Annotated in this window: 26 protein-coding genes; 14 read left to right on the top strand and 12 right to left on the bottom strand. The window is 73.0% G+C overall.

Annotated elements, in window-relative coordinates; all coding sequences use genetic code 11:
* Window positions 1-28: 28 nt before the first annotated feature.
* The gene (locus NX794_RS19535) at window positions 29-1,000 is read right to left on the bottom strand and encodes a ScbA/BarX family gamma-butyrolactone biosynthesis protein (protein ID WP_258779866.1); all 972 of its coding nucleotides are present in this window, start codon (window positions 998-1,000) and stop codon (window positions 29-31) included.
* Between the two features lie 121 nt (window positions 1,001-1,121).
* On the opposite strand from NX794_RS19535, the gene NX794_RS19530 reads away from it, so the two are divergent.
* From NX794_RS19530 to NX794_RS19515, 4 genes are all read left to right on the top strand, one after another.
* Window positions 1,122-1,796, top strand: a complete 675-nt coding sequence (locus tag NX794_RS19530) for a ScbR family autoregulator-binding transcription factor (protein ID WP_258779865.1) — start codon at window positions 1,122-1,124, stop codon at window positions 1,794-1,796.
* Window positions 1,797-1,963: 167 nt separating this feature from the next.
* On the top strand, window positions 1,964-3,157 hold the full coding sequence (locus NX794_RS19525; RefSeq protein WP_258779864.1) for a S1 family peptidase: 1,194 nt from the start codon (window positions 1,964-1,966) through the stop codon (window positions 3,155-3,157).
* A 164-nt stretch (window positions 3,158-3,321) separates the two neighbouring features.
* Window positions 3,322-4,284, top strand: a complete 963-nt coding sequence (locus tag NX794_RS19520) for a helix-turn-helix domain-containing protein (RefSeq protein WP_258779863.1) — start codon at window positions 3,322-3,324, stop codon at window positions 4,282-4,284.
* 50 nt (window positions 4,285-4,334) lie between these two features.
* A complete protein-coding gene (locus NX794_RS19515; protein ID WP_258779862.1) occupies window positions 4,335-4,835 on the top strand; it encodes an ATP-binding protein in 501 nt (166 codons plus the stop codon).
* Window positions 4,836-4,853: 18 nt separating this feature from the next.
* Here NX794_RS19515 and NX794_RS19510 read toward each other — a convergent pair whose 3' ends face one another.
* From NX794_RS19510 to NX794_RS19495, 4 genes are all read right to left on the bottom strand, one after another.
* Window positions 4,854-4,997 (bottom strand): hypothetical protein, encoded by a 144-nt coding sequence (locus NX794_RS19510; protein WP_258779861.1) that lies wholly within the window; start codon window positions 4,995-4,997, stop codon window positions 4,854-4,856.
* 98 nt (window positions 4,998-5,095) lie between these two features.
* Window positions 5,096-5,242 (bottom strand): hypothetical protein, encoded by a 147-nt coding sequence (locus NX794_RS19505; RefSeq protein ID WP_258779860.1) that lies wholly within the window; start codon window positions 5,240-5,242, stop codon window positions 5,096-5,098.
* Entirely contained in the window at window positions 5,239-5,805 is a 567-nt protein-coding gene (locus NX794_RS19500) for a lysozyme family protein (RefSeq protein ID WP_258779859.1), read from the bottom strand. The genes NX794_RS19505 and NX794_RS19500 overlap by 4 nt, the downstream gene beginning before the upstream one ends.
* A gap of 86 nt (window positions 5,806-5,891) precedes the next feature.
* Window positions 5,892-6,551 (bottom strand): histidine phosphatase family protein, encoded by a 660-nt coding sequence (locus NX794_RS19495; protein ID WP_258779858.1) that lies wholly within the window; start codon window positions 6,549-6,551, stop codon window positions 5,892-5,894.
* Between the two features lie 408 nt (window positions 6,552-6,959).
* On the opposite strand from NX794_RS19495, the gene NX794_RS19490 reads away from it, so the two are divergent.
* Window positions 6,960-8,054 (top strand): carboxylate-amine ligase, encoded by a 1,095-nt coding sequence (locus NX794_RS19490; RefSeq protein ID WP_258779857.1) that lies wholly within the window; start codon window positions 6,960-6,962, stop codon window positions 8,052-8,054.
* Window positions 8,055-8,123: 69 nt separating this feature from the next.
* On the opposite strand, the gene NX794_RS19485 is transcribed toward NX794_RS19490, so the two are convergent.
* The 3 genes from NX794_RS19485 to NX794_RS19475 all read right to left on the bottom strand — a co-directional run bounded on the left by NX794_RS19485 (window position 8,124) and on the right by NX794_RS19475 (window position 12,217).
* Window positions 8,124-9,761 (bottom strand): M4 family metallopeptidase, encoded by a 1,638-nt coding sequence (locus NX794_RS19485; RefSeq protein WP_258779856.1) that lies wholly within the window; start codon window positions 9,759-9,761, stop codon window positions 8,124-8,126.
* A gap of 331 nt (window positions 9,762-10,092) precedes the next feature.
* Window positions 10,093-11,046 (bottom strand): YihY/virulence factor BrkB family protein, encoded by a 954-nt coding sequence (locus NX794_RS19480; RefSeq protein ID WP_258779855.1) that lies wholly within the window; start codon window positions 11,044-11,046, stop codon window positions 10,093-10,095.
* Window position 11,047: 1 nt separating this feature from the next.
* Entirely contained in the window at window positions 11,048-12,217 is a 1,170-nt protein-coding gene (locus NX794_RS19475) for a diacylglycerol/lipid kinase family protein (RefSeq protein ID WP_428985931.1), read from the bottom strand.
* A 201-nt stretch (window positions 12,218-12,418) separates the two neighbouring features.
* Here NX794_RS19475 and NX794_RS19470 point away from each other — a divergent pair, with 201 nt between their 5' ends.
* The 4 genes from NX794_RS19470 (at window position 12,419) to NX794_RS19455 (ending at window position 14,851) form a co-directional block, all read left to right on the top strand.
* Window positions 12,419-12,832, top strand: a complete 414-nt coding sequence (locus NX794_RS19470; RefSeq protein WP_258779854.1) for a hypothetical protein — start codon at window positions 12,419-12,421, stop codon at window positions 12,830-12,832.
* A gap of 213 nt (window positions 12,833-13,045) precedes the next feature.
* The gene (locus NX794_RS19465; RefSeq protein WP_428985930.1) at window positions 13,046-13,384 is read left to right on the top strand and encodes an antibiotic biosynthesis monooxygenase family protein; all 339 of its coding nucleotides are present in this window, start codon (window positions 13,046-13,048) and stop codon (window positions 13,382-13,384) included.
* 95 nt (window positions 13,385-13,479) lie between these two features.
* Entirely contained in the window at window positions 13,480-14,391 is a 912-nt protein-coding gene (locus tag NX794_RS19460) for an NAD-dependent protein deacetylase (protein ID WP_258779852.1), read from the top strand.
* Between the two features lie 55 nt (window positions 14,392-14,446).
* Entirely contained in the window at window positions 14,447-14,851 is a 405-nt protein-coding gene (locus tag NX794_RS19455; protein WP_258779851.1) for an ATP-binding protein, read from the top strand.
* Between the two features lie 251 nt (window positions 14,852-15,102).
* On the opposite strand, the gene NX794_RS19450 is transcribed toward NX794_RS19455, so the two are convergent.
* Window positions 15,103-15,273 carry a hydrophobic protein gene (locus tag NX794_RS19450; RefSeq protein ID WP_258779967.1) on the bottom strand — a complete coding sequence of 57 codons (171 nt, stop codon included), beginning with the start codon at window positions 15,271-15,273 and terminating at the stop codon, window positions 15,103-15,105.
* A gap of 138 nt (window positions 15,274-15,411) precedes the next feature.
* On the opposite strand from NX794_RS19450, the gene NX794_RS19445 reads away from it, so the two are divergent.
* From NX794_RS19445 to NX794_RS19430, 4 genes are all read left to right on the top strand, one after another.
* Window positions 15,412-15,585 carry a CsbD family protein gene (locus NX794_RS19445; protein ID WP_258779850.1) on the top strand — a complete coding sequence of 58 codons (174 nt, stop codon included), beginning with the start codon at window positions 15,412-15,414 and terminating at the stop codon, window positions 15,583-15,585.
* A gap of 144 nt (window positions 15,586-15,729) precedes the next feature.
* The gene (locus NX794_RS19440; RefSeq protein WP_258779849.1) at window positions 15,730-16,176 is read left to right on the top strand and encodes a MarR family winged helix-turn-helix transcriptional regulator; all 447 of its coding nucleotides are present in this window, start codon (window positions 15,730-15,732) and stop codon (window positions 16,174-16,176) included.
* Between the two features lie 80 nt (window positions 16,177-16,256).
* On the top strand, window positions 16,257-17,624 hold the full coding sequence (locus NX794_RS19435) for an MFS transporter (protein WP_258779966.1): 1,368 nt from the start codon (window positions 16,257-16,259) through the stop codon (window positions 17,622-17,624).
* Between the two features lie 62 nt (window positions 17,625-17,686).
* Window positions 17,687-18,241, top strand: coding sequence for a cysteine hydrolase family protein (locus NX794_RS19430; RefSeq protein WP_258779848.1), 555 nt, complete (start codon window positions 17,687-17,689; stop codon window positions 18,239-18,241).
* A gap of 12 nt (window positions 18,242-18,253) precedes the next feature.
* Here the strand turns inward: NX794_RS19430 and NX794_RS19425 are convergent, their stop codons facing one another.
* On the bottom strand, window positions 18,254-20,515 hold the full coding sequence (locus NX794_RS19425) for a S9 family peptidase (RefSeq protein WP_258779847.1): 2,262 nt from the start codon (window positions 20,513-20,515) through the stop codon (window positions 18,254-18,256).
* Window positions 20,512-22,293: an N-acetylglutaminylglutamine amidotransferase gene (locus tag NX794_RS19420; RefSeq protein ID WP_258779846.1), complete on the bottom strand. Its 1,782-nt coding sequence runs from the start codon at window positions 22,291-22,293 to the stop codon at window positions 20,512-20,514. Before NX794_RS19420 ends, NX794_RS19425 begins: the two co-directional genes overlap by 4 nt.
* A gap of 313 nt (window positions 22,294-22,606) precedes the next feature.
* Here NX794_RS19420 and NX794_RS19415 point away from each other — a divergent pair, with 313 nt between their 5' ends.
* Window positions 22,607-22,963 (top strand): hypothetical protein, encoded by a 357-nt coding sequence (locus NX794_RS19415; protein ID WP_258779965.1) that lies wholly within the window; start codon window positions 22,607-22,609, stop codon window positions 22,961-22,963.
* 51 nt (window positions 22,964-23,014) lie between these two features.
* Here the strand turns inward: NX794_RS19415 and NX794_RS19410 are convergent, their stop codons facing one another.
* The gene (locus NX794_RS19410; RefSeq protein ID WP_258779964.1) at window positions 23,015-25,372 is read right to left on the bottom strand and encodes a GH92 family glycosyl hydrolase; all 2,358 of its coding nucleotides are present in this window, start codon (window positions 25,370-25,372) and stop codon (window positions 23,015-23,017) included.
* Between the last annotated feature and the right edge of the window lie 151 nt (window positions 25,373-25,523).

Raw genomic sequence — 25,523 nt, 5'->3', positions numbered from 1 at the left:
CTCATCGGAGTCAACGACTTGCGGCTGGTTACACTCGGTGGGGTGACGCGTAGTGCAAAACACCGAAGGCGCAACGCTGCCCCAGCTGTTCGATCCGGAACACGCAGGTGCGGTGGTGGGGGACGCAGACGATCCGGGCGGCCGGGCTGAACTCGGTGAAGTGCGGGGCCGCGAGCCGGCCCCCGGTCGGCCGGAGGAGGGTCCCGCCGCTGGCGAGCGCCGCGGCCTGCCGGGCGGCTTCCAGCAGGACCACGCCGGGGACGTGGTCGGAGGGGTGGTCGAAGAAGAACGGGTGCAACGGGTCGGCCGCGTCCACCACCAGGCTCCGGGGCGGGGCGGGGCGGTGGGGATCCTCCGGGCCGGCCTGCCCCGGTCCGCCGATCAGCCCGACGACCAGGTCCCGGGCGTGGGCCAGGCCGAGCATCGCCGGATCGGGCCGCTGCACGTGTGTCCTGCGGTGCCGGGGCGGGGCCAACGGCCGGCGTACCGCGGCGTACCGTTCGGGTGACAGGAACCGGGCACCGCCGCCCGCCCTGGCGAACGGCACTCCGCCCGCCAGGAAGCGCACGTCGAGCCGGAGCGCCGTGACCGTCCCCTCTCCGTCGGTCCGCACCCCGGTCACCCGCACCCGGCAGGTGACCTCCGTCGCCCCATGACCGACCCGGGGCTGGTCCGCCGGCTCGGACGTGAAGAGGAGATCCGTGATGAGCAGCCGGGCGTCGGCCGGCACGCCGAAGTGGCGGAGCGGGATGAAGATGCCGAGCTGGCGCAACGTCTCGACGACCAGCAGGGGATGGTGGAGGGCGGGGCCGTCGACCGGGAACGTCGGATGAGACCGGGGCCAGCAGGCCGCCGCCGCGAAGTGCTCCTCGTCGACGCGCAGCACGTCGGTGAGCAGCACCTCCGCCACCGAGACCCGGTGCACCAGTTCCCGGGGAACCGTCCGCGACCAGCTCAGGTCCCGCGGTTCTCCGGTGGCGCCACCGTGTCGAGCGTCCATGGCCTCAGCAGACCCCAAGTCGGGGCATCCCGCACACCGACACGGCTTCACGTGCAGCGGCGAGGCGTTAGATTGCATACCAGCGAAACAGGAACTCCATCCTCGAAACGGGTTGTGACGCGTGCAGGCGAAAATCACACGGCAGACCCTCCTGGAAACCGCGGCACACCTGTTCGACGAACGCGGTTATGCCGGGACCAGCATCAGCGATATCAGCGCGCTCTCCGGACGCACCAGCGGCGCCATCTACTTCCACTACGCCAGCAAGGAAAAGCTGGCCCTCGCGGTCATCGAGGAGCACTTCGCCTCGTGGCCGCGCATGATCAGCCGGCACCGGTCCGCCGACCGGCCGGCCCTGGAGAAGCTGGTGGCCCTCAGCTTCACGGTGGCCCGCGCGTTCCGTGACGACGTGGTGGTGCGCGCGGGCTCCCGGCTCTGGATGGAGCACCGGGCCATCCCGGCTCCGCTGCCCGCACCCTTCGTGGACTGGATCGACGTGGTCACCGAACTCCTCACCGAGGCACGGGACAACGGCGAGCTGGGCCCCCGCGTGGTGCCGCCCGCCGCGGCCCACGGCGTCGTCTGCGCCTTCTTCGGGCTGCACACCGTCTCCGACGCCCTGGACGGCCGCGCGCACATCGAGCAGCGGCTGCACGACCTGTGGCTGCTGCTGCTCGACGGCCTCCAGGCGCAGCCGGACCCGGCCGGCCTGCTGCGGCGCGTGTACGCGGACGAGGACGCGCACGCGGACGAGGACCCCCGGGGCGGGATCCCCGGGGGCAATTCGAACGGCTGACAAAAACAGTTAGTCGCGGTTCTGTTAATTTTTGCGTCGCCCGCTGACCTTGTCAGGGACACGCATGCGCCAGGACAGTTCTCCTGCGGATTCGGCCGGCCCCCCCGGACGTAATCCGCACTTCCCCCACGGGCCGCCGTCGGCGGCCGTCCGGAAATGGAGACAAGGTGCTTCGTCTACGCGCAATCCTGGCCTCCGGCGCCGCCACGGCGGCGTTGGTCCTGTCCGCGAGTGCGGTCCCGGCGCAGGGCGCCACCCCGCAGAACTCCGCCGCTTCCAGCGGGCGTTACCAGCAGCAGATGGTGCACGCGCTGGCCGGCTCGCTCGGCGTCAGCGACGCCGCGGCCGTACGGAGATTGGACTCGCAGGCCCGCCAGCAGACGGCGCTGCGCACCTCGGGCGCGGACCCGCGCGGCGCCTTCTTCGACGGCGCGGGCCGGCTGACGGTGAACGTCACCGGTGCCGCCACCGCCCGCCCGGTCGAGGCGGCCGGCCTCAAGGCGCGCATAGCCCCGCACAGCGCCGGTGAACTGGCCTCCGTCAAGGACGCGTTGGACAAGTACGCCGAGATCGTCACGCCCGCCGGCGTATCGGGCTGGGGCGTGGACCCCGCCTCCGACAAGGTCGTCGTCCAGGTCCGCGACACCTCGGCGGCCGGCACCGCGGCGTTCCTGCGGAAGGCCGCCTCCTTCGGCTCGGCGGTCGCCGTGCGGCACGACGGCGGCCGGGCCGTCTCGACGGCCGGCACCGTCTACCCGGGCAGCCGGATGGACTACGGCAACCACTACTGCTCGGTCGGCTTCGGCGCCCGCACCTCCTCCGGACAGCAGGTGCTGGTGACCGCCGGGCACTGCGTCGAGAGCCTTCCCGACCTGTACTACGACGGCAGCCACTTCGCCAAGGGCACCAGGACCCGGTTCCACCACGGGCAGAACAGCGTGGACATGGGGCTCGCCTCGGTCGACTCCGGCACCGCCATCGCCACCCGGATCGGCACCTGGAACAACGGTGCCGACGTCGCCGTCAAGGGCAGCCGGCGGGCCGCGGTGGGCTCCGACGTCTGCAAGTCCGGCGCCACCTCGCACTGGACCTGCGGCTCCGTCAAGTCGTACGACTACTCGGTGACGTACACCGACCCCGGCCAGCCGGCGACGCTCGTGACCAACCTCGGTCTGAGCAACGTCTGCGTCCTCGGCGGTGACAGCGGCGGTGCCTGGGTCTCGGGCGACCAGGGCCAGGGCATGACCTCCGGCGGCCGGACCGACAACCAGTGCGACGGCGTCTACGGACAGGGCACGTCCTACTTCCAGCCCCTCGGCGACACGCTCCAGTACTACGGCCTGACCCTCAACACCGCCTGACCCGTCCCCCCACGGGCCTCGTCGCGGCGGCCTCCCCAGACGCCGCGCCGAGCCGGCGGGAACCGGACCGGTAGCATCCGGCGGTGATCCGCCGGGCGGGACCGCCCCGGGCCACCGTGGCGGTCCCGCCGGCCTCCGCGCCCACCGCTGTCCCGGGAGTGCCCATGGACCAGCCGGATCACCGGCCCTCGGCAGACCACGCCGACGACACCCGGCCGCCGGCCCCCGCCACGTTCGGCGAGGCCTTCCGCGAGGCGCTGAAGGCCAGTGGGCTGTCGCTCCAGCGGCTGCACCACCATCTCGGCGAGCGGGGCGTCGCGGTGAGCCCGGTGACGCTGAGCCACTGGCAGCGCGGGCGCAGCCAGCCCGAGCGGCACGAGTCGCTGCGGGCCGTGGCGGAGCTGGAGACCATCCTGGACGTGCCGCGCGGGGCGCTCCAGTCGCTGCTGGCCCACCGCCGCCCCCGGGGCCGGGCGGTCACCGGCACGAGCGAGATGTCCGAAGCCTGGTCGCGCATCCTGAGTCCCGGCGCACCGCTCGAACGGGCCCTGGGCGCCGACGCCTACCGGTTCAACGAGCACCTGGTCACCCTCTCCGTCCAGGAGACGGTGCGGGTGGACGCGCAGGGGTGCATCGCGCGGTACACGGTCAGCCACGTCGTACGGGCCACCCACGACGGGGTACGGCATCTGACCGCGCACCACAACCTCGACGACCTGGAGACGCCCTCGGTGCAGGTGAACGTCCACTGCGGCCGGCTGGAAACCCTGCGCTTCCGCCAGGAGTTCGGCTCCGCGGTCTTCGACATCGGCTTCGGCCGCGTGCTGCGCCGGGGCGAGACGGCGATCGTCGACTACACCCTCGACGTCGGCCCGCGCTGGAAGCCCTCCACTCACCACGAGAGGACCCTGCCGGTCCCGGTACGGCAGTACCTCCTGCACATCTTCTTCCACCCCCGGCGCCTGCCGTCGGCGGTCTACGGCTACTACCGGGACGCCTCCGGGGCGGAGCGCCAGGACCTGCGCCCGCTCGCCCTCGACGCGTCGCACAGCGTCCACGTCCTCCCCGCCAAGTGCGGCGCCGGAATCCACGGGATCGCGTGGCGGACCGGACACTCCCCGCACTGACCACCGAACACACGGCGGCGGCAGACGACGCACGCCGCCGAGGAGAGAGCATGCCCCGCATCCGCTGGACCTTCGACGCCACACCGGCCGCAGTGCACACCGTACGACGACGGATGCGCGCGGCCGTGCGGTGGTGGGGAGTCGCCCTCGACGACGAGGACGGCGCCAGGCTGGAGCTGACGGCCTCCGAACTGCTGACCAACGGTCTGCTGCACGTGGGGGGCCGGCTCAGCGCGGAACTGATCCTGGACGCCGGGTTCCTGATCGTCGGGGTGACCGACGGCAGCCCGGTTCCGCCTGCCCTCCCGGAGCCTGAGCCCTACGCCGAGCGGGGGCGCGGCCTGGCCCTCCTCGACGCGCTCGGCGTCATGCGGGGGTGCGAGCCCGCCGAGGGCGGGAAGCGCTGCTTCGCCGTACTGCCCCTGGGCGGCTCCCCCGAAGGACCGCCGCGCAGCGCTCCCGGCCCGAGGGCGTGGGAGGACCGCTGGACCGTCACTCCGCACGCCCACCGGCTGCTGGGGCGCCTCTTCCCCTCGACGTCGGCTTCCTGACCGCCGGTGGTCGTCGCCTCAGCGGCGGTTGCCCAGGCGGCTGATGAGTCGCTGTGCCTGTGCGCGGCGGCGCGGGTCGGCCGCCGCCTCCCGCACCTTCTCCATCGCCCGACGCCCCTGCGGGCTGTTCACGAACCGCCTGATCCGTTCCGTCACGGACATGCCGCTCCCTCCCTCACGGTGGGCCCGCCGCGGACCCCTCTGGCCTTGCGGCTACCCGGAGGGCGACGGTCCAGCCCTCCCGTCGGGCCGGACTCCGCTCACTCGGGCGCGAAGGCCCCGACGACGACTTCGGTGCGGAGCGCGCCGGCGTCCAGACGCACCCGGAAGCCGACGAGTTCCGTGCGCTCCAGGCTCGGCGCGGGGGCACCCAGGTCGCCCGGTCGGACGACCTCGGGGCCGTTCACGCGTTCTGGTCCGCCAGCGCGTCCGCGGCCCGGTCCCGGTAGGCGCGGTAGCGGCGCAGGTACGACCGTGCTGCCGGGCCCGGCGGGACGCCCCTGGCGAAGGCGCGCATGTTGCGTTCGCCCGTGTTGTAGCCCAGGGCGAGGAGTTCGTCGCGGGTGTAGCGGCGGGCGTGCCGACGGGGAAGGGCGCCGTCGAGGTCCTTCAGGTGCAGGGCCGCCGCGCGGATGGCGAAGCCGGGGTCGTCGCGCAGGTCCTGCCAGCGGCCCGGCAGCCCGTGGGTCCGCCGTACCCGTTCGAACGCCGCACGGTGCATGTTGGCCACGCCGAAGGACGCCCCCGGCTTCCACCACTGCCACAGCCGCTCCAGCAGGGGGTGGTGCGGCTTGTACGCCTCGTTGTGCAGCACGGTCATCACCAGCAGGGGTGACACTCCGGCTTCGTCGGCGGCGTGCCGCACGGACGCGGCGTAGTCGGCCGGGTCGTAGCCGGCCGGCCGCAAGGGTGGTGTCGCGGCCGTCGCCGGGTCCCGTCGCTCCGACGTCTCCGTGCCTGTGTCGGTCATGTGCGTGCTCGCCTCTCCCCCGCCGTCCGTCGTTCCCCGGAGCGCCTGCCCCGGCGGCCCGGCCGCAATCCCCCGCCGGCCCGGACTCACCCCGCCGAGGCGGTCCGCACCGGCCCGTCGTCCCGCCGCCGGCCGCGCGGGCGCTCCGGGGTCCCGGGCCTCGGGAAGCGGATCAGCCGGTCGGCGTCCCGTTCCTCGGGGCCCGCCGAGCCGACATCCCAGCGGCCGTCGCGCCGGGTGAGGGTGACCGTGGAGAGGGGCGGTGCGGGGAAGTGCCAGAAGCCTCGGGCCGGCAGGGCGAGCGCGTGGATGTGCGCGGCCCGCACCACCGCCGCCTCGGTGAGGGCCAGCACGTGGCCCGTGCCGGGCGGCAGGGCGCCCAGCCAGGCCGACACCCGCCGGCAGAGCTGCCGTACGGACTCGCCTCCGTGCGGGGCGGCGTCCGGGTCGGTGAACCAGGCGGTGAAGCCGTCGGGGTCGGTCGCGGCGATGTCGTCCAGGGTACGGCCGCACCACGCGCCGAGGTCGATGTCCCGCAGCGCGGGCTCCGCCACCGAGGGCAGGCCGAGGGCGTCGGCGGTCCGCTCGCAGCGCGGCGAGGGGGTCCGCAGGGCCAGTTCGTACGACGGCAGCCTCACCGCCCGCGCCTCACGCAGGCCGCGCTCACTGGGGGGCACGTCACCGAGGACGGGGTTGAGGGCGGCATAGTCGCCGGGGGCGCACAGGAACGTCAGACGGATCGCCATGACACCGACCTCCTTCGTCGCCCGGTGCGGCGCCGAGGCGCCGGGCACCGGTGCGGGCAGGGCCGACGGTACGTCGTCACGCCGGAAGCTCCAGAGTCCCCGGCCGGGCCGGGCCGCGACATCCGCCAGGTGGCCGGAACCACCCGGCCGACCGGCCGACGCGACGCACCGGAGGCGATTACCGCTTGTGCCAACATCGACACCCTCAGCGACTCCCAGGTATCCCCGCCCCCGCCATCACACCGCGTAGGCGCACCTCCCTCTCCGTGCCGCCACGTTTGAGGAGGCGGAATGTACGGCACTTGTGTGCCGCACCCTCGGACAGGCGCGGTGTCCGCCGGGCCGTCCGAGGGCTCGGTGAGGATCGCACCGCCCCGGCAGTGGGCGGTGCCCAGCGGAAGGCTCTGCATGACGACCGTCGGCGTGGAAGAGGAATACCTGCTCGTCGACGCGGCCACGGGCCGGCTGAGCCCGAACGCCGAGAAGGTTCGGATCGCCGCCGGTCTGGAGCCGTTCGTCGCGGCCGGCGAGGTCCAGCTGGAGCTGTTGCAGGCCCAGGTGGAGGTGGCCACCCCCGTCTGCGATTCCCTGGAGGAGGTCGGCGGCCACCTGCTGCGGCTGCGGCACGCCGTCGCCGAGGCGGCCCGGACGCACGGCTGCCGGATCATGGCCGTCGGCACCGCGCCCACGACACACGACATCCCCGTGCCGGTCACCGACAAGGCCCGCTACAAGGCCATGCGCAGGCAGGCTCCGCAGCTGGTGGCCGAGCAGCTCGTCAACGGCATGCACGTCCATGTCGCGGTGCCCGACCGGCGGGCCGGCGTGGAAGTGATGAACCGGCTTCGGCCCTGGCTGCCCACGCTGACCGCGATGGGGTCGAACGCTCCGCTGTGGGACGGGCACGACACGGGCTTCGCGAGCTGGCGCACCATCGTCTTCGACCGCTGGCCGGTCAGCGGCATCCCGCCGCACTTCACCGACGACGCCGACTACGACCGCCGGGCGCGGGACCTGGTGTCCGCCGGCGTCATAGCGGACCGGGGTCAGCTGTACTGGCAGGTCCGGCTGTGCGAGCGCTATCCCACCGTCGAGATCCGCTGTCTGGACGTCCAGTTGCGGGCCGACGACGCCGTGATGTTCGCGGGGTTGGTGCGCGGCCTGGTCGAGACGGCGCTGCGGGACGCCGCCGCGGAGCGTGCGGCACCGCGGATGGCTCCCGAACTGCTGAAGGCGGCGATGTGGCAGGCCGCCCGGCACGGCCTCGGCCAGGATCTGATCGGCCCCGACGGCAGCCGCCGTCGCGCCGGGGACGTGGTGTACCGGCTGCTGGAGCACGCCGGTTCCGCGCTCGAACAGGCGGGGGACAGCCGCGAGGTCAGTGCCCTGGTCCACCGCCTGCTGCAACAGGGCACCGGCGCGGACCGGCAGCGTCAGGCGCTGGCCGACGGCGGTCTCGACAGGGTCATCGAGATGGCCACGGAGGCGACGGTGATGCCGTGAGGCGCCTCGCGAGCCCGAAGGCGGCGGCCGGGGATGCCGGACGCCGCCCGTGGCGCGGGCGTGCTCAGGTCACTTGACGCCGACCCCGGTCCAGGCCGCCTCGACCGCCTTGTACTCGGTGCTGGACTCGCCGTACAGGTCGGATGCCGCCTTGAGGGTGCCGGTACGGGCACCCGCGTAGTCGGTCGTCGACGTGAAGTACGTGGTCAGCGCCTTGTACCAGATCTGGAGCGCCTTGTCCCGGCCGATGCCGGTGACGGTGGAGCCGTCCTGGGTGGGCGAGTCGTAGTTCACGCCGTTGATGGTCTTCGCGCCGCTGCCCTCGGACAGCAGGTAGAAGAAGTGGTTGGCGACGCCGGACGAGTAGTGCACGTCCTTGTCGCCGACTCCGGAGGACCAGGAGTCGGCGGAACCGCCGTCCTTGCTGGGCTTGTCCATGTAGCGCAGCGGGGTGCCGTCGCCGTTGATGTCGATCTTCTCGCCGATGAGGTAGTCACCGACGTCCGAGGAGTTGTTCGCAGCGAACTCCACACCGGTGCCGAAGATGTCCGAGGTGGCCTCGTTGAGGCCGCCCGACTCGCCCGAGTACTCCAGGCCGGCGGTGTCGGCGGTGACGCCGTGGCTCATCTCGTGGCCGGCGACGTCCAGCGAGGTGAGCGGGGCGCTGTCGTCGGTGCCGTCGCCGTACGTCATGCAGAAGCAGCTGTCGTCCCAGAACGCGTTCACGTACGCGTTGCCGTAGTGCACCCGGGAGTAGGCGGCCTTGCCGTCGTTCTTGATGCCGCTGCGGCCGAAGGTGTTCTTGTAGAAGTCCCAGGTGGCCTGGGCGCCGTAGGCCGCGTCGGCGGCGGCGGTCGCGGCGTTCGAGGCCTTGCCGTCGCCCCAGGTGTCCTCGGACTGGGAGAACAGGGTGCCGGTGCCGGAGGTGCCGTGGTCGAGGTTGTAGGTCTTGTGACCGCCCCGGGTGCCGTCGGTGAGCGTGTAGGAGGAGCCCGACTGGGTCGTGCTCAGGTCCACCTTCCCGCTGTACTGGGTGTTCCCGACGCCGGTCTCGATGCCCTGGTAGGCGAAGAGCTTCTTGCCGGTGGCCGCGTCGGTGATGACGTGCAGCTGGTTCGGGGTGCCGTCGTCCTGGAGACCGCCGACCACCGTCTCGTACGCCAGCACGGGCTTGCCGGCCGCCGCCCAGATCACCTTGCGGGCACTGTCCGCGGCGGACTTGGCGGAGCCGAGGGTCTTGGCGGCGGACACCGCCTGCTTCCCGGCCTTGGCCGCGGTGATCCGCGGCTTCAGCGAGGCCACCTTGACGGCGGACGTGGTCGCCTTGGTGACACCCTCGGTCCTGCCCGACTTGGCGGTGTGGACCACCAGGTCGCCGCCGAGCACCGGCAGGCCGGCGTAGCTGCGCTCGTAGCGGGTGTGGACGGTGCCGTCGGTGTCTCTGACGACGTCCTTGACGACCAGCTTCTCCTTGGCGCCGAGGCCTATGGACCGGGCGGTGCCGGCCGCGTCGGCCTGGGCCTGGTGGATCAGGGTGGTACGGGCAGCGGCGGACAGCGAGGCCGGGGCCGCGGCCGGGCGGGCGTCACGGTCCGCCGGCTGGGCGGTGGCCGAGGTGGTCAGGGCCGTGCCCAGCAGGGTCGCGGCGACGACGGCGGTGGCCGCGGCCACGGCGGTGCTCTGTCGACGGGTGTGTCGGGAGGTCACACAAGCTCCTCTTCGTGGGGGGAACGTCCGGCCGGTGTGGGGCCGGCCGGACGGCGATGAACGGCTCGCGCTCGGGCGGCGGTCGAGGCCACCCGCGCCACGAATGGCGTGCGCATGACATTCATGTGTTGCCGAGCGTCCACACTCCGCGTGACTCAGGCGTGCATCAAGTCTCCTGTGGAGTGTGGGGGGTTGGTGATGCGGACACGAGACAACCCCAGTCGCGGCAAGATCCGCTACGAGCGTCGAACAGATACGACAACTCCCGCACGCCTCCTTCACCGGCCCGTCACGGCAGGTACGGACCAGGTGGGAGGCCGTACGGCGCCTCTCAGACGCCCGGATCCTCCTGCACGGGGCCGGGACGGCGGCCGCGCGCGGCCTCCAGTTGCGCGGCGAAGGCGAGCCCGAGGAAGAGGGCGATGGAGGTCAGGTAGGCCCACAGCAGCAGGGACATGAAGGCGCTCAGCGGGCCGTACACAGTGTCGAACGAGCCGCTGAGGTTCAGGTAGAGACTCAGCAGCCAGGTGAGGGTCGACCACAGCACCAGGTAGACGGCAGCGCCGAACGCCAGCCAGGTGTAGCCGGGTTGCCTGCGGCGCGGTGAGCGGCGGAAGACGGCACTCGCGGAGATGAGGGCGAGGAGCAGCCCGAACGGCCAGCGCAGGACGTCCCAGGCGGCCTGGGCGCCATTGTCGAGGTGGTAGACGGTCACCGCCGCCGCGGCCAGGTCGTCGCCGGCCACCATGACGACGAACCCGAGGCCGAGCGGGAACCCGGCGCCGACGGACATCAGCAGCCCGCGCAGGTACTTCAGGTGGAAGGGACGGTCGCGTTCGTTGCCGTAGATCCGGTTGGCTCCCCGCTCGATCTGGCACATCGCGGTGGTGACGTTGACCAGGGAGAAGACGGCACCGAACCAGAGGGCGACCACGGCACCGTCACCCGCCGTGCACCGGCTGCGTTCGAGCGCGTCGTCGACGACCTCGGCACTGGGCCCCCGGGCGATCCGGTGGATGGTGAGTTCGGCCAGTTTCCCGATGTCCTCGGTGTGCAGCGCGGTCGACAGGCCGACGAACGCGATGGCCAGCGGCACCACCGCGAGGACCGTCTGGAGGGCCAGTGCCCGCGAGTGGCTGAAACCGTCGGCGTACCGGAAGCGGACGAAGGCGTCCCGCAGCAGGGACCAGCCGCCGTAGCGGCGCAGCGCCGCCCATGCCTCGTCGCCGGACAGTTCCGCTCCGCTCATGTCCCGCGTCTCGGGGACCTTCGTGGCGGTGCCCACGTCACTTCCCCCGCTCCGGCAGCAGCATGGTCAGGGCGGCCGGCCTGACGGTCACGCTCAGACGGCGGCCCGGGGACACCGGATCGCCGTCCAGCTCACGCGGCTGCGGGGTGTCGAAGGTGAACTCCGCGTGCCGGAAGGTGAAGTGCTCCACGGGTGCCGGCCGGCGCGACGCGGACCGTGCGGCTCCCGCCGCCGCTCCGGGACGCAGCAGCGCCCACAGCGCCCGCAGCCAGTCGCCGGGGCCTCGGGGGTCCAGGAGCAGCAGGTCCAGCCGTCCGTCGTCGGGCCGCGCGGCCGGGAGCAGCGTGACACCGCCCTGTACGGTGCCGATGTTGCCGACCAGCACCATGCGGGCCGTGCGGCGCAGTGCGGGGGCGCCGTCGAGCCGGATGCTGACGCCGGTGCGCGGGGTGCGCAGTTCGCGGAGGACGGCGAGCGCGTAGACGGGCCAGCCGAGCCGGGACTTCAGCCGGTCGTGCGCGTTGGCCCACCGCACCATCGCGGCGTCGAGGCCGGCCCCGGACATGGCGGCGAAGTGCCGGGAGCCGAGGCCGTCACCCTCGACGTGCCCCAGGTCGACGCGGTGGACGGTGCCGCCCAGCGCGGCGTCGAGGGCGTCGGCCGGCCCGAGCGGCAGACCGAGGTTGCGGGCCAGGAGGTTGCCGGTCCCGCAGGGCACCAGGGCCAGCGGGACGCCGGTGCCCGCCAGGGCGTCGGCGGCGGCGCGGAGCGTGCCGTCGCCGCCGCACACCACCACGAGTGCGGCGCCGTCACGGACCGCACCGGCCGCCTGTCCGCCGCCGGGATCGGCGGCGGTCGTCGCGACGAACACCGGTGCCCGGTGGCCGTGTCGCTCCAGCACCCGGCGCAGTGCTTCCCGGTCGGCCCGGTTCGTCACCGTGGGGTTGAGGACGACGACGGTACGGCCGGGCTGGTGCCACGCGAGGCCGGCCGCCGGCCGCGGTGCCGGGCGACCGGTGGCCGGTGCGTCGACGCGCCGCCGTCGGCGCGCCCTGGAGAAGGCGGTGGCCGAGCCGCTCGCGGACCCGTCGAGGCGGTGCGTGTGCGGGAGTTGCCGGCCGACCGTGAGGGCTGCCCGGCAGATGGTCACAGCATCGTGTCGGTCACCCAGGACTCCGGCGGATTCCTCGGGTACGGCAGTCGACATGGACACCCTTTCGTCACACGCTCGATGACGGCCCGCACCAGAGCTTGTGCCGTCGGCTCCCCGCCGTATGCCCGCTCGGGCCGGTACGATTCGACGCGGTTGCTCCGGGCGGAAATTCGTCACCGATCCTGGTCGTAGTCGTACGTCGGAGAGGTGCTGCACCGGAACGGCGCCGGGCGGGACGAAATGGGGGGGGCGGGCATGACACACGTCGATGCGGTCGCGGAACGAGGACGGCGAGGACGTCGCGCGGGCGGCTGGGGCTGGTTCCTGGGATGGCTGGCCGTGGGCGCGTGCGGCGCGACAGGGCTGGCCACCGTGGTGTCGGCCGGGCTGGCCTTGGCCCTCGTCGCGGCGGGGGCGGCGGGTCTCCTGGTGTGGCGGGGCCCGAGGAACGCGATCGCCGGGCTGGCGACCGGCCTCGCGGTGCCCCTCCTGTACCTCGCGTATCTGAACCGGGGCGGCCCCGGCACCGTCTGCCATGCCGTGCCCGGCGGACAGACCTGCACCGACGAGTACACCCCGGTCCCCTTCCTGGCGATCGGCTGTGTCCTCTTCTGCGCCGGGTTCCTGCTCTTCGCGACACTCGGCCGCCGCGCCGACACCGCCGCCTGACCAGGGTCTCGCGCCACCACCGGGGACCGGGCGGCGGCGGGTGGGTGACGCCGCACGGCGCCGAGGGCTACGAGTTCCGCGTGACGCGCGGTGCGCGGGAGACCGCCGTCGGCCGAGGCGTGGCGCCCGGCTCCGATCGGGGGAAAGAGGGGCTCCGCGCGGGACCCCGCGACGCGTAAGGGCAGGCATAGCGGCATGGCTATTACCGTTCAAGTGGACACGGCGCGCCCGGTGGCCACGCTCATCAACGTCTTCACCGTGTCCCCGGACCGTCAGGACGAGCTGGTCGCACTGCTCGCCCGTGCGACGGAGGAGACGATGAAGCACCAGCCGGGCTTCGTCCACGCCAACTTCCACGCGTCCCTGGACGGCGAGCGCGTGATCAACTACGCGCAGTGGGAGACGGAGGAGCACTACCAGGCGATGCTCGCCAGCCCCGAGGCGCGCGTCCACATGGACCAGGCGGCGAAGATCGCGACGGAGGTGCAGCCGCGGCTCTTCCGCGTCCGCTCCAGCCACTCCCCCGGGATGCCGGCGGCCGGGGGCGTCTGAGCCGGCGGCCGGGGGGTGGGGTACGGCACGGGCGGCCGTGCCTGGCGGCCGCCGTCACCCGTAACGGATCGCGTGCCGTTTCGTACCCTGGCGGCATGCGCATGCGCCCCACTCTCAGCTGGACCCCCGCCGCGGAGCACCTGCTGCCGGCGACCACCGATCTCGAACCGGTCGTCGGCGCGCTGGGCGCGGGCGGTGTGCTGGTGCTCAGCGGAGCGGGGATCTCGACGGAGTCGGGCATCCCCGACTACCGGGGGGAGCACGGGAGCCTCAGCAGGCACACACCGATGACCTACCAGGACTTCACCGCCGATGCCGGGGCCCGGCGCCGGTACTGGGCGCGGAGCCATCTCGGCTGGCGCACCTTCGGGCGGGCCCGCCCCAATGCCGGGCACCGGGCGGTGACGGCGTTCGGGCGGCACGGGCTGCTCTCCGGCGTGATCACGCAGAACGTCGACGGACTGCACCAGGCGGCCGGCAGCGAGGGCGTGGTCGAGCTGCACGGCAGTCTGGCGCGTGTGGTCTGCCTGTCCTGCGGCGCCTTCAGCCCGCGCCGTGAACTCGCCCGGCGGCTGGAGGAGGTCAACCGGGGCTTCGAGCCGGTGGCCGCGGGGATCAACCCGGACGGTGACGCGGACCTCACGGACGAGCAGGTCGTGGACTTCCAGGTGGTGCCCTGCGCCGTCTGCGGCGGCGTCCTGAAGCCGGACGTGGTCTTCTTCGGCGAGAACGTGCCGCCCCGGCGCGTCGAGCACTGCCGCGAGCTGGTCCGGGAATCGGCCGCCCTGCTGGTCCTCGGCTCATCGCTGACCGTGATGTCCGGTCTGCGGTTCGTCCGCCAGGCCGCCCAGGCCGGGAAGCCGGTGATCATCGTCAACCGGGACCCCACCCGGGGCGACCGGCACGCCCTCGCCCGGGTCGCGCTGCCCCTGGGGCCGGCCCTCACCACCGTGGCCGGACGTCTGGGGATTCCCCTCGGTGACGGCACCGGGGCCGACGACCACTGATCGCCGCTTCCCGGGGTAGGCGGACGTGGTCGCAGCGGACCAGGAAGGGCATGCAGTGGACGGATCTTCACTCCGGGCAGTGGGCTGGGCTCGCTCTCTGCCGTTGAACACCGAAATCAAGGCGGCGCGGGACTGGGCACGTGAGCACCTGAACTCCCTGGGGTGGGCCGAGCGTTCCCCGGAGACCGTCGACGCCGTCCTGCTGACCGTGTCGGAGTTGGTGACCAACGCCCACACGCACGCTCACAGCAACGCGCAGCTCATTCTCACCTGGGACCAGAGCTGTCTGCACGTCGCCGTCCACGACGCCTCGGACGAACTGCCGACACCCCGGGCCCCCAGCGCCGAGCGCCTGGGCGGTCGGGGGATGTTCCTCGTCGATGCCCTGGCGGACGAGTGGGAGGCCAGGCCGTGCCCGCGCGGCAAGACCGTCGTCGCCTGCTTCCGGCCGCCGCAGTGAGAGTCCCTGTGGTGGCCTCGGGCCGGGCGGCGGCAGGCGCCGCCCGGCCCGTCCAGCGATCCGCTCCCCGCGGGACGTCCTCGGCGAGAGCGGCGCGCAGGGACCGCAGCCGACGGAGCTGCGCCGTCCCCTGATACGCCGCCGGCCGCGCGCTTCTCTCTTGGCCTGCTCTATGCGGGCGTTCACGTTCCGAGGGCCCGGCCATGGTGCGGCCAGGCCCTCGGGGAAGAGTGGTGCTGGGGGGTGTCAGGTCACCAGCGGTACCAACGGCCGCGCGTGCCGCCGGCGTTGGTGGAGCGCATGCCGAAGCCGAGCAGCCACAGCACCAGGACGGCCACCGCGACCCACCACAGGACGTTGACGGCGAAACCGGCGCCGAAAAGGATCAGGATCAGCAGAAGAACAAGCAGCAGGGGAACCATGGGCATCGACCTCCTGCCGGTCCGTATTCCCTGCGCAGTTTCGCGCATTCGTCGGCCGCACCTTGTTTGTGAGGGGAAAGGCGGGGCACGAGGCGGTTACCGCAACAGTGGAGAAGAGACTTCCAGGAGGCGCATTCCATGACTGCCGGCGAGAAGGCCAAGGCGAAGACCGAGCAGGCCAAGGGCACGACCAAGGAATCCCTGGGCCGCGCTCTCGGAAACGACCGCATGGCCGCCGAGGGCCAGGCGGAGAAGAGCAAGGGCGACGCCCGGGAGGCCAAGGAGAAGGCCAAGGACGTCTTCAAGCACTGACATCGCCTTCCCCTTCGGCCGATGTCGGCCCCCGGAAAAGAGCCTCGCGCGGAGCGGGGCTCTTTTCCTTTGCCCGGCCGTCGGACCCGGCGAGGTCCGCAGGCTCAGTTGCGCAGTCCAGACTGCGCAAGTTAGCCTGACCGCATGACCGAAACCTCCGGCGCGTCCGAGTCGGCCGCGGCCGCCGCCCACGAGATCCGCGTGGTGTTCAGCCGGCTCAGGCGCCGTATGCGCGAGTCGTACGACCGCGGTGACCTCACCCCCTCGCAGACGTCCGTCCTCAGCCGGCTGGACAAGGACGGTGAGGCGTCGGTCGGTGACCTGGCCGTCGCCGAGCGGGTGCGGCACCAGTCGGTGGCCACCGTCGTCGGTGTGCTGGTGGAGCGCGGTCTGGTCGGCCGGCGTCCCGATCCGGCGGACGGGCGGCGGCAGCTGGTCTTCGTCACGGACAGCGGCCGCTCCTTCCTGGAGGAGCGCCGCCGGGCCGGTGAGGGCTGGCTCGCCCGCGCCATGGAGGACGAGTGCACGGAGGCCGAGCGCCGCACGCTGCTGGCGGCGGCGGCCCTGCTGGACCGGATAGCGCGCTCGTGACCCGGGGTCTGGACCGCCTGCCGCGCCGCCCGCGTCCCGAGACGGGCAAGGCGGCCGACGGGGGCTTCGACCGGCGTCTGATGGCGCCGATGATGCTGGGAGCGGCCCTCAACCCGGTCAACTCCTCCATCATCTCGGTGTCGTTGGTGCCCATCGGCGCCGCCTTCGGCGCACCGCCCTCCCGTACGGCGTGGCTCATCTCCGCCCTCTACCTCGCCACCGCGATCGGGCAGCCCGTCGTGGGGCGGCTGATCGACCTCTTCGGGCCACGCCGGCTGTTCCTGGCCGGCACGGCGCTGACCGGGGTGGCCGGCGTCGTCGGCATGCTGGCCCCGAACCTCGGTGTCCTCATCGCCGCCCGGGTGCTGCTCGGGTTCGGAACCTGTTCCGGCTATCCGGCGGCGATGTACCTGGTGCGCAGCGAGGCCCGGCGCACCGGCCGGGAGAGCCCCGCGGGCGTCCTCACCGCCCTCGCCGTGACCACGCAGACCATCGCCGTCGTCGGTCCGAGCCTCGGCGGCCTGCTGATCGGTGTCGGCGGCTGGCGTGCGACGCTGGCCGTCAACATCCCCCTCGCGATAGCCGGCCTCTTCCTGGGCGCCCGGCGCATCCCCGCCACCCCCGCTCCCCCGCGTGTCGACGGGCGCCGCCGCCTGGCCGACCTGGACCTGCCGGGCATGGGCCTCTTCGCGGTCGGGCTCGTCTGCCTGCTGCTGTTCCTCATGAACCCGGGCGAGGGCGACTGGTACCTGCTCGCCCTGGTCGTCGTCGCGGGCGCCGGTTTCACCTGGCGCGAGCTGCGGGCGCGGCAGCCCTTCATCGACGTCCGCGTCCTCGGGGGCAACCGGCCGCTCCTCACCACCTACGTCAGAGCACTGCTCTGCTACGTCGTCACCTACGCGTTCCTCTACGGCTACACGCAGTGGACGGAGGAAGGACGCGGGCTCACCGCCTCGCAGGCGGGGCTGGCACAGGTTCCCCTGTTCGCCACCGCGATCGTCGTGTCCGCCGTCTCCGGCCGGCACGCGGCGGTCCGCGGCAAGCTGCTGGTCGGTGCCGTCGGCCAGATCACCGCCTGCGCGCTGCTGCTCCTGCTGCACTCCGACAGCCCGCTGTGGATGCTGCTGGGCATCGTGGTCGTCCTCGGGGTGCCGCAGGGTCTGAACAGCCTCGCCCTGCAGAACTCCGTCTACCACCAGGCCGACGCCGAGCGGATGGGCTCCTCGGCCGGGCTGCTGCGGACCTTCGGCTACCTCGGTGCCATCGTCGCCTCCGCCGCCAACGGCGCCTTCTTCGGCCGCCGCGCCGACACCGGGGGCCTGCACCACCTCGCCGTCTTCATGCTCGCCGTCAGCGTCCTCTTCCTCCTGGTGACCCTCTTCGACCGCTCCCTTCGACACGTCGGCGAACAGCGTGACGCGGACGCCGGCCAGACCGAAGCCCGGTGATCTAAGGCCGGTGACCGAAGGCCGGTGACCTCTCGTGTTCCCCCCGACCCCCAGGAATCGCCGTGAACATCTCCGCCCTGCTCGTGATGGATCTTCAGCGGGCCATCGTCGACCGCGTCTCGGACCTGGACCCCGGCTACACGCGCCGGCTGGCCCGTGCGGTCGCCGCTGCCCGGGAAGCAGGCGTGCCCGTGGTGTACGTGGTCGTCGGTTTCCGCGTCGGCCGCCCGGAGGCCAGGTCCAGCGCGATGTTCGGCGCGCTGCCCGAGGGAGCCTTCGCCGACGGCGACCCGGGGGCCGTCATCCACGCCGACGTGGCACCGCGGCCCGGCGAGGCCGTCGTGACCAAAAAGCGTGTCAGCGCCTTCGCCGGCAGCGACCTCAGCCTCGTACTGCGCGGTGGCGGTATCGGCCACCTGGTGCTGGCGGGCCTCGCCACCAGCGGTGTCGTGCTGTCCACGCTGCGCCAGGCCGCCGACCTGGACTACCGTCTGACGGTCCTGGCCGACGGCTGCGCCGACACCGACCCCGAGGTCCACCGCGTGCTGACGGAGAAGGTGTTCCCGCGCCAGGCCGGGGTGACGACCGTGGACGCCTGGATCGCGAGCCTCTCCTGAGGCACCCCGCCGTCAGCCGCCCAGGTGCCGCTGGAGCCAGTCGGCGGCGGCCCGGCGGAACAGCCGGCGGTTGGCGGCGCGCAGGAAGTCGTGTCCCTCGTCGCGGAGCGTGAGCAGTTGCGCGGTGAGTCCGCGCTCGCGTGCCGCCCGCACGAACTGCTCCGACTCCCCCGGCGGCACGTTGGTGTCGTGTTCCCCGTGGACCGCCAGTACCGGCACCCGCAGCGCGTCGACGTACGTCATCGGGGACAGCGAGCGCAGCAGGTCCCGGTCGCGTTCCGGATGGCCGTACTTGTGTGCCGCGGACTGCGCGATCCACGGTTCGGTGCCCTCGAAGAAGGTGGCGAAGTCGGACATGCCGCAGACCGCCACCCCGGTGCGGAACAGGTCGGGATGCCGTACGAGGGAGGCGAAGGTGAGGTACCCGCCGTAGGAGCGGCCCATCACGGCGAGGCGGGACGGGTCCGCGGGACCGGCCAGCACCGCGTGGGCGGCGCAGTCGGCCACGTCGTCCAGGGCGGCGAACCGGCCGCCGCCCAGGTCGGCGTCGACGAAGGACCGGCCGTGCCCGGACGATCCGCGCACGTCGGGCGCGAAGATGTCGATCCCCCGCCCGAGGATCTCGTGGTACAGCGGGTTCAGGACGGGGCGTTCCTGTTCCTCGGGCCCGCCGTGGAGGTGGATCACGCAGGGGGCGGGTTCGCCCGGTCCGCGTCCCGGTGCGCGGTAGTACCAGCCGTGCAGCCGCAGCCCGTCCCGCGCGGTCGGGCGCAGCGGCACGGGCCGTACCGGAGGGCGCCCCGGCGGGACGGCGTCCTCGTCCCGTGACGACCAGGGGGTGCGCGCCGGGTGCTCCCCCTCGCGCAGCCACCAGACGCCGGGCCGGCGCTGCGATCCGGACAGGGCGAGGACCGGGTGCCCGTCGCCGGTGTCGACGATCCGCGTCACGACCTCATGGGGCAGGGCGACGGGCCGGACCGGCAGCGGCCCGGTGCCACCGGGGGCCAGCGTGTCGACGATCTCCACCTCGCCGGCGCCCCCGGCGTTCCAGGCCAGTACGGCGCCGCGGCCCCCGGGGTCGCCCGCGAGCAGTTCCAGGTCGCTGCCCGCCCGCTCCGCCACCACGGACGAGCCCCTGGGGCGTCCATCGGGGTCCAGTCGGACGGCGACGAGGGCCGCGAACTCGCGGTCGGCGTCGCTGCGCAGCCACAGGGTGTCCGCCTGCGGCGAGAACCTGCCGATCCAGGGATCGCCGTCGGCCACCCGGAAGACGCAGGTCGGCGCCAGGTCGGCGGTGCGCAGCACGACGGCTTCGCGGCGTCCGCGGGGGCCCCGGCGCAGCAGGGCCAGTGCGCCGTCGTGGCTGAGGTCGCACACCCGCAGGGTCGCCGCGTCCTCCTCGGCGGCGAGGAGGACCGGGGCGGCGACACCGTCGGGGTTGATCAGGTAGGCGGACAGCCCGTCGCCATGACCGGCCGCCGGGGCGAGCTCGGACGGGGTCCGCGCGCGGCCGGGGCCGGTGTGCAGGGCGGTGGTGGCGTCCGGTCGGGTCGGGGTGAGCGGGCCGGCTCCGAGGTGTACGGCGCCCCCGTCCCGGCCCGACCAGCCGGCCGGCAGCCGGGCGACGGAACCGTCCGGCTCGGCCGGTGCCTCGGTCCCTTCCGTGACCGGGCCCGGCGGGGACGGGACGGCGACGGTGACCGCGACGGCCGATCCGTCGTGCGCCCAGCACCCGAGGTAGGCCGAGGTGCCCGGCTCGGCGCCGGCCAGGATGTGCCGGTCCCTGCCGTCGGGGCGTACGCACAGCACCCGGGAGTGCTCGCCGCCCCCGGGCACCGTGGTGTAGGCGATCCAGCGGCCGTCGGGCGACCAGGACACCTCCCGGACGGGGTCCGGTCCGGCGTCGAGCAGCCGTACGTCGTCGCCGTCGAGGGAGCCCGCCCACAGCTGGGGTACGCCCGCGCGGTCGCAGATGAAGGCGACCTGGGTTCCGGCCGGGTCGGCGGACGGGTACCAGCAGCCGTGGGCGATCAGCCGTGTGACGGCGTCACGCGGACCGGAGGCGTCGGGCAGGGGCACCCGGGCGGGCGCGGCCCGGGCCCGCGCGCGGCCGTCCGTGTCCACCGGGGACGCCAGGGACGTGGTGGTCGCCGCGCTCGCGTCCGGCCGTGGCGTCCCGGTCGGCGGCGGCGCGGGCCGCTGGTCCGTCGTGACGCCCGCGCCCTCGGCGCGGGTCGCGCCGTCGGCGCCGAGCGTGTCGTGTCCGTCCGTCATACGCCGTGCGTCTGCAGCCATATCTCCAGCAGGGCCACCTGCCACAGGGTGTTCGCCCCGCGCCTGGTGCGGTGTTCGTCGGGGGCCGCGAGCAGTTCGGCGAGGCAGGACTCCCGGAAGAGCCCGCGCCGCTTGGCCTCCGGGGCGCCCAGTGCCTCGCGGACCCGCTCCAGGACGGGCCCGGCCATGTGGGTGATCGCCGGCACGGGGAAGTAGCCCTTGGGCCGGTCCACCACACCGTGGGGCAGCAGTTTCCTGCCCGCCTCCTTCAGCACGCCTTTGCCGCCGTCGGCCAGCTTGAGCTCCGGCGGGCAGGCGGCCGCCAGCTCCACCAGTTCGTGGTCGAGGAAGGGCACGCGCGCTTCCAGGCCCCAGTCCATCGTCATGTTGTCGACCCGCTTCACCGGGTCGTCCACCAGCATGACGTGCGTGTCGAGCCGCAGGGCCGCGTCGAGGGAGGTCTCGGCGCCGGGCACCGCCATGTGCTCCCGCACGAAGCGGCCGGAGACGTCGTCCGGGGGCAGCAGGTCAGGGGCGAGCATGGCGGCGAGGTCGTCGTGTCCGCGGTCGAAGTAGGTCCGCGCGTACTGGTCGGCCGCGTCCGCGCGGGGGGCCGCGGCGAGTTCCGGGTACCAGTGGTATCCGGCGAACACCTCGTCGGCGCCCTGGCCGCTCTGGACGACCTTCACCTCCTTGGCCACCTGCTCGGACAGCAGGTGGAAGGCGACCGTGTCATGGCTGATCATCGGCTCGCTCATCGCCGCGATCGCTGCGTCCAGGGCCGCCGAGACCCGCGCGGAGGGCACCATGAGCCGGTGGTGGTCGGTGTCGAACTCCTTGGCGATCAGGTCCGAGTACGCGAACTCGTCGCCCTCGACGCCGCCCTCGGACTCGAAGCCCACGCTGAACGTCGCCAGGTCCCGCTGCCCCTCGTCGGCCAGCAGTGCCACGATCAGGCTGGAGTCCAGGCCGCCGGAGAGCAGCACGCCCACGGGCACGTCGGCGACCATGCGGCGGCGGACGGCGGTGCGCAGCGCCTCCAGGACCGCGTCCCGCCACTCGCTCGGGCCCATGCCGGCGTGTTCGGGGCGGCGGGTGTACGACGGCTGCCAGTAGCGGTGGTCCTGGTGGCGGCCGTCCGGCTCGACTACGCGCACGGTGGCCGGCGGGAGCTTGCGGACGCCGGTCAGGATGGTGCGCGGCGCCGCCACGGTGGCGTGCCAGCTGAGGTACTGGTGCAGGGCCACCGGGTCCAGCGAGGTGTCCACGTCGCCGGCCGCCAGGAGGGCCGGGAGCGAGGAGGCGAACCGCAGTCGTCCGGGCGTCTCGGCCAGGTACAGCGGCTTGACGCCGAGCCGGTCACGGCCCAGGATCAGCCGGCCGGTGCGGTGCTCCACCAGGGCGAAGGCGAACATGCCGTACAGGTGGTCGACGCAGGCGGTCCCCCACTGCCGGTACGCCCGCAGCACGACCTCGGTGTCGGAGGTGGAGACGAAGCGGTGCCCCAGGCCGCGCAGCTCGCGGCGCAGCTCCTGGTAGTTGTAGATGCAGCCGTTGAAGACGCCGGTGACCTCGTCCTCCGCGTCCGTCATCGGCTGGGCTCCGAGGTCCGACAGGTCGATGATCTTCAGCCTGCGGTGGGCCAGCGCGGCCGGGCCGCGCGACCAGGCTCCCGCACCGTCGGGGCCCCGGGGGGCGAGCCGGTCGCTCATGCGCCGGACCGCGTCCGGGTCGGGGCGCGCGCCGTCGAAGCGTATTTCTCCGGCAAGGCCGCACATCACGCACCACCTTCCCGGGCTGCGTCGGCGTGGCGCGTGGAAGCGGGCGCTGCTGCGGTCGCGGGGGCGTGGGCGGTCGACATGGTGCTGCTTCTCCTCACGGACAGTAAAGAGCGGGCGTGGTCCCCGGCGTCTCACCGCCGTGGACGGCTGCCCGATCCCGAGTGCCCAGGTGAGCGGCGGCTAAGCGTGCGCCGCGGTCACGGGACGGCGTGTGCGCCGGCCGTCACCGGACGCGTGCATGACGCACCGCTTGCGCGGTACTCCGTACTCCGAGACGTGCCGGGTGCCACTCGAAAGGACGAGAACCGTGATGATGTCCCATTCCCTCCAGCAGGATGTCCTCGTCATCACGGTCCATGAAGACCCCGGCGTCGACGGACGGGCCGGCCTGCTGACCGACATCGGCGATCTGGTCCGGGTGCGCAGGCCGGCGTTCGCCGTGATCGTGCTCGACGATGACGCCGCGACGGAGGCCGTGGTCAGTGTCGTGCTGCGCGCGCACCGTCTGTGCAGCGACCTCGGCGTGGTGCTGTCGGTGGCCGCCTGCGGTGCCCCGGTACGACGGCTGCTGGAGGCCGGTGCCGACACGCGCGGAATCCGGCTGGTCATCCACGCCCGCGCGGAGACGGCGATAGCCACGGCGACCGCCCTCACCGCGGCGGCGTGAACGCCACGCGGGGGGCGGTCCGCGACTCCGGGCCGCCGCGGGGAGGCGGCGTCAGTTCACCACGGGCGGCGCCGCGTCCGTCCCGGTCCCCCAAGAGGACGGCGTCGAGCCGACCCGGAAGGACAGGTCGCGCAGGCCGCGGAGCCGGCCTGTGGTGAGGTACGTCCTGCCGTAGTCGGCCCCGTCGGCGCGGGCGGACTGGATGTACCGCTGCGAGTCCGAGGTGCCCGGTGCCCGGACGGTCAGCCGGCCCTCGGGGTAGTAGCGGCGGTCGAGGGTGAGGTCGACGCGGGCGAAGACGGGGGTGGACAGGCCCCAGGTGTCGGTGCCGGGCTGGACCGGGAAGAGGCCGATGGACGACAGCACGTTCCAGGCGGACATGGTGCCGAGGTCGTCGTTGCCGGTCATGCCGGTCGGGGCGTCGGTGAAGAGGGTCAGCGCGGCGTGCACCACGTCGGTGGTCTTCCAGGGCTGCCCGGTCGAGAGGTAGGTGTACGGGGCTATCAGGTCGGGCTCGTTCTGCGGGTTGTACTTGTCGGCGTTGTAGTAGTCGTACGGCCCGTTGACCCACACCTCGCGGGCGGTCTTCGCCGGGTCGGCCACCAGCCGGTCGTAGGCGAAGAAGGAGTCGAGCCGGCCGTTGGCCGCGTTCTTCCCGCCGATCAGGCCGATCATGCCGGGCAGGTCCTGCGGCACCAGCCACTGGTACTGCCACGACGTCCCCTCGTGGAAGCCCTCGCTCCGCGCCGGGTCGGCCGGTCCGGTGAAGGCGCCCGAGGCGTCCCGCGCGCGGAAGAACCCGGTCGACTCGTCGAAGATCTTCCGGTAGTTCCGCGACCGTTCCGCGTACCGCCGGGCGTCCGCGCGGTGCCCCAGGTCCTTGGCCATCCGGCCGAGCATGGCGTCGGAGAGGGCGTACTCCAGGGTGGCCGAGGCGCCGTGGTCGTAGTCGGAGTCGCCGGGCTTGGCGTGCGGCCGGTCCTTGACGTAGGGGGCGAACCCCTCGGCGATGTACTCCTCGTTGGCCTCGCGGCCGACGGCGGCGGAGTCGGCGGGCGGGACGCCGTCGGCGTTCTTCTTCAGCGCCCGGTAGGCCTCCTCCTCGTGTCCCCTCAGCAGGCCCTGCTGGTAGGCGTTGGTGAGGAAGGGAGTGACGGGGTCGCCGGTCATGATGTTGGTCTCGACCGTGCCGTACCCCCATTTGGGCAGCCAGCCGCTGTCCTTCTCGACACGGAGCACGGACAGCGCCATGTCACGCGCCTCGCGGGGCGCCAGCAGCGACAGCAACTGGGTCTGGGTGCGATAGGTGTCCCACAGCGACCAGTTCTGGTAGTAGGTGAAGCCCTTGGCGCGGTGGACGCGCTGGTCCCAGCCGGTGTAGCGCCCGTCGGCGTCGCTGCCGATGTTGGGGGCGAGGAAGGAGCGGTACAGCGAGGAGTAGAAGGTCCGCCGCAGGGTCGTACCGCCGCCCTGGGCGCGGACGTCGTCGAGCCGGTCCTCCCAGGCGTCGCGTGCGGCCCGGTGCGCCCGGTCCAAGGAACGGCCGCCCTCGGCGCGGAGGTTGCGCGCCGCGCCCTTCGCGTCGACGTACGACAGGGCGGTGGTCGCCTCGACGGTGCGGTCCTTGGTGGTGTCGAAGCGCACGAAGGCGCCGTTGCGTTCGCCGTCCGCGCGTGAACTCTTCGCGCCCTCGGTGACGTCGGCGCCCTTCCAGGTGCCGGACGCGGTGAACGGGCGGTCGAAGCGCGTGATCGTGTAGACCGTGTAGGGCTTGGTGTCCTGGCAGAAGCCGCTGCCCGTGATGGCCGTCCGCACGGTCCGGTTGTCGAGGATCTCGACGTCGGTGTGCAGTGTCCTGTGCAGTGACTGCCCGGCGTTGAGCAGCACGTTGGCCTTGCCGGTGGCCGGGAAGGTGTAGCGCTGCACGGCGGTGCGCGCGGTCGCGGTCAGTTCGGCCTCGACGCCGCTGTCCAGGCCGACCTTGTAGTAGCCGGGCGAGGCGCTCTCGTCGTCGTGGCTGAAGCGGGCGGCGTACGTGGCGTTGTCCGTGCTGGTGAGGTCGCCGGTCGTGGGCAGTACGGGGAGGTCGCCGCCCAGTCCGCAGCCGACGCCGGAGAGGTGGACCAGGGAGAAGCCGCGGATGTGGTCCTGCGAGTAGTCGTAGCCGGTGTTGTGCCCGGTGTCCGGGGAGAACTGGACCATTCCGAACGGCACGGCCGCGCCGGGGTAGGTGTTCCCCTCGTTCTCCGTGCCGATGAACGGGTTGACCAGGTCGGTCAGCCGGTCCGCGCGTTCCGGGGCGCCCGCCGTGGCGTGCGCGGCGGGCGCCGCCAGTGCCGTGCCGAGCAGTGCGGCCACCGCCAACACGCCCAGGGCGCGCGGGCGGTGACGGCTGGTGCGTCGTTTCATCATGCGCCTTTCGACAACGTTGTCAGGGCTGCCGGTCATTCTTCGTGGGCGCCGGTGGGGCGTCAAGGTGTGAGGCACCAGGGGAGTTGGCGAAGCCGTGGGTAACCGTGCGGAGAGCGGGACGAGTTGGCACGATGGTGAACCCAGGGGC

The organism is Streptomyces pyxinicus, assembly GCF_024753135.1.
Classification (GTDB): Bacteria; Actinomycetota; Actinomycetes; order Streptomycetales; family Streptomycetaceae; genus Streptomyces; species Streptomyces pyxinicus.
Note: the sequence above shows the minus strand (reverse complement) of the source record. Positions and strands in the feature narration are given on the sequence as shown.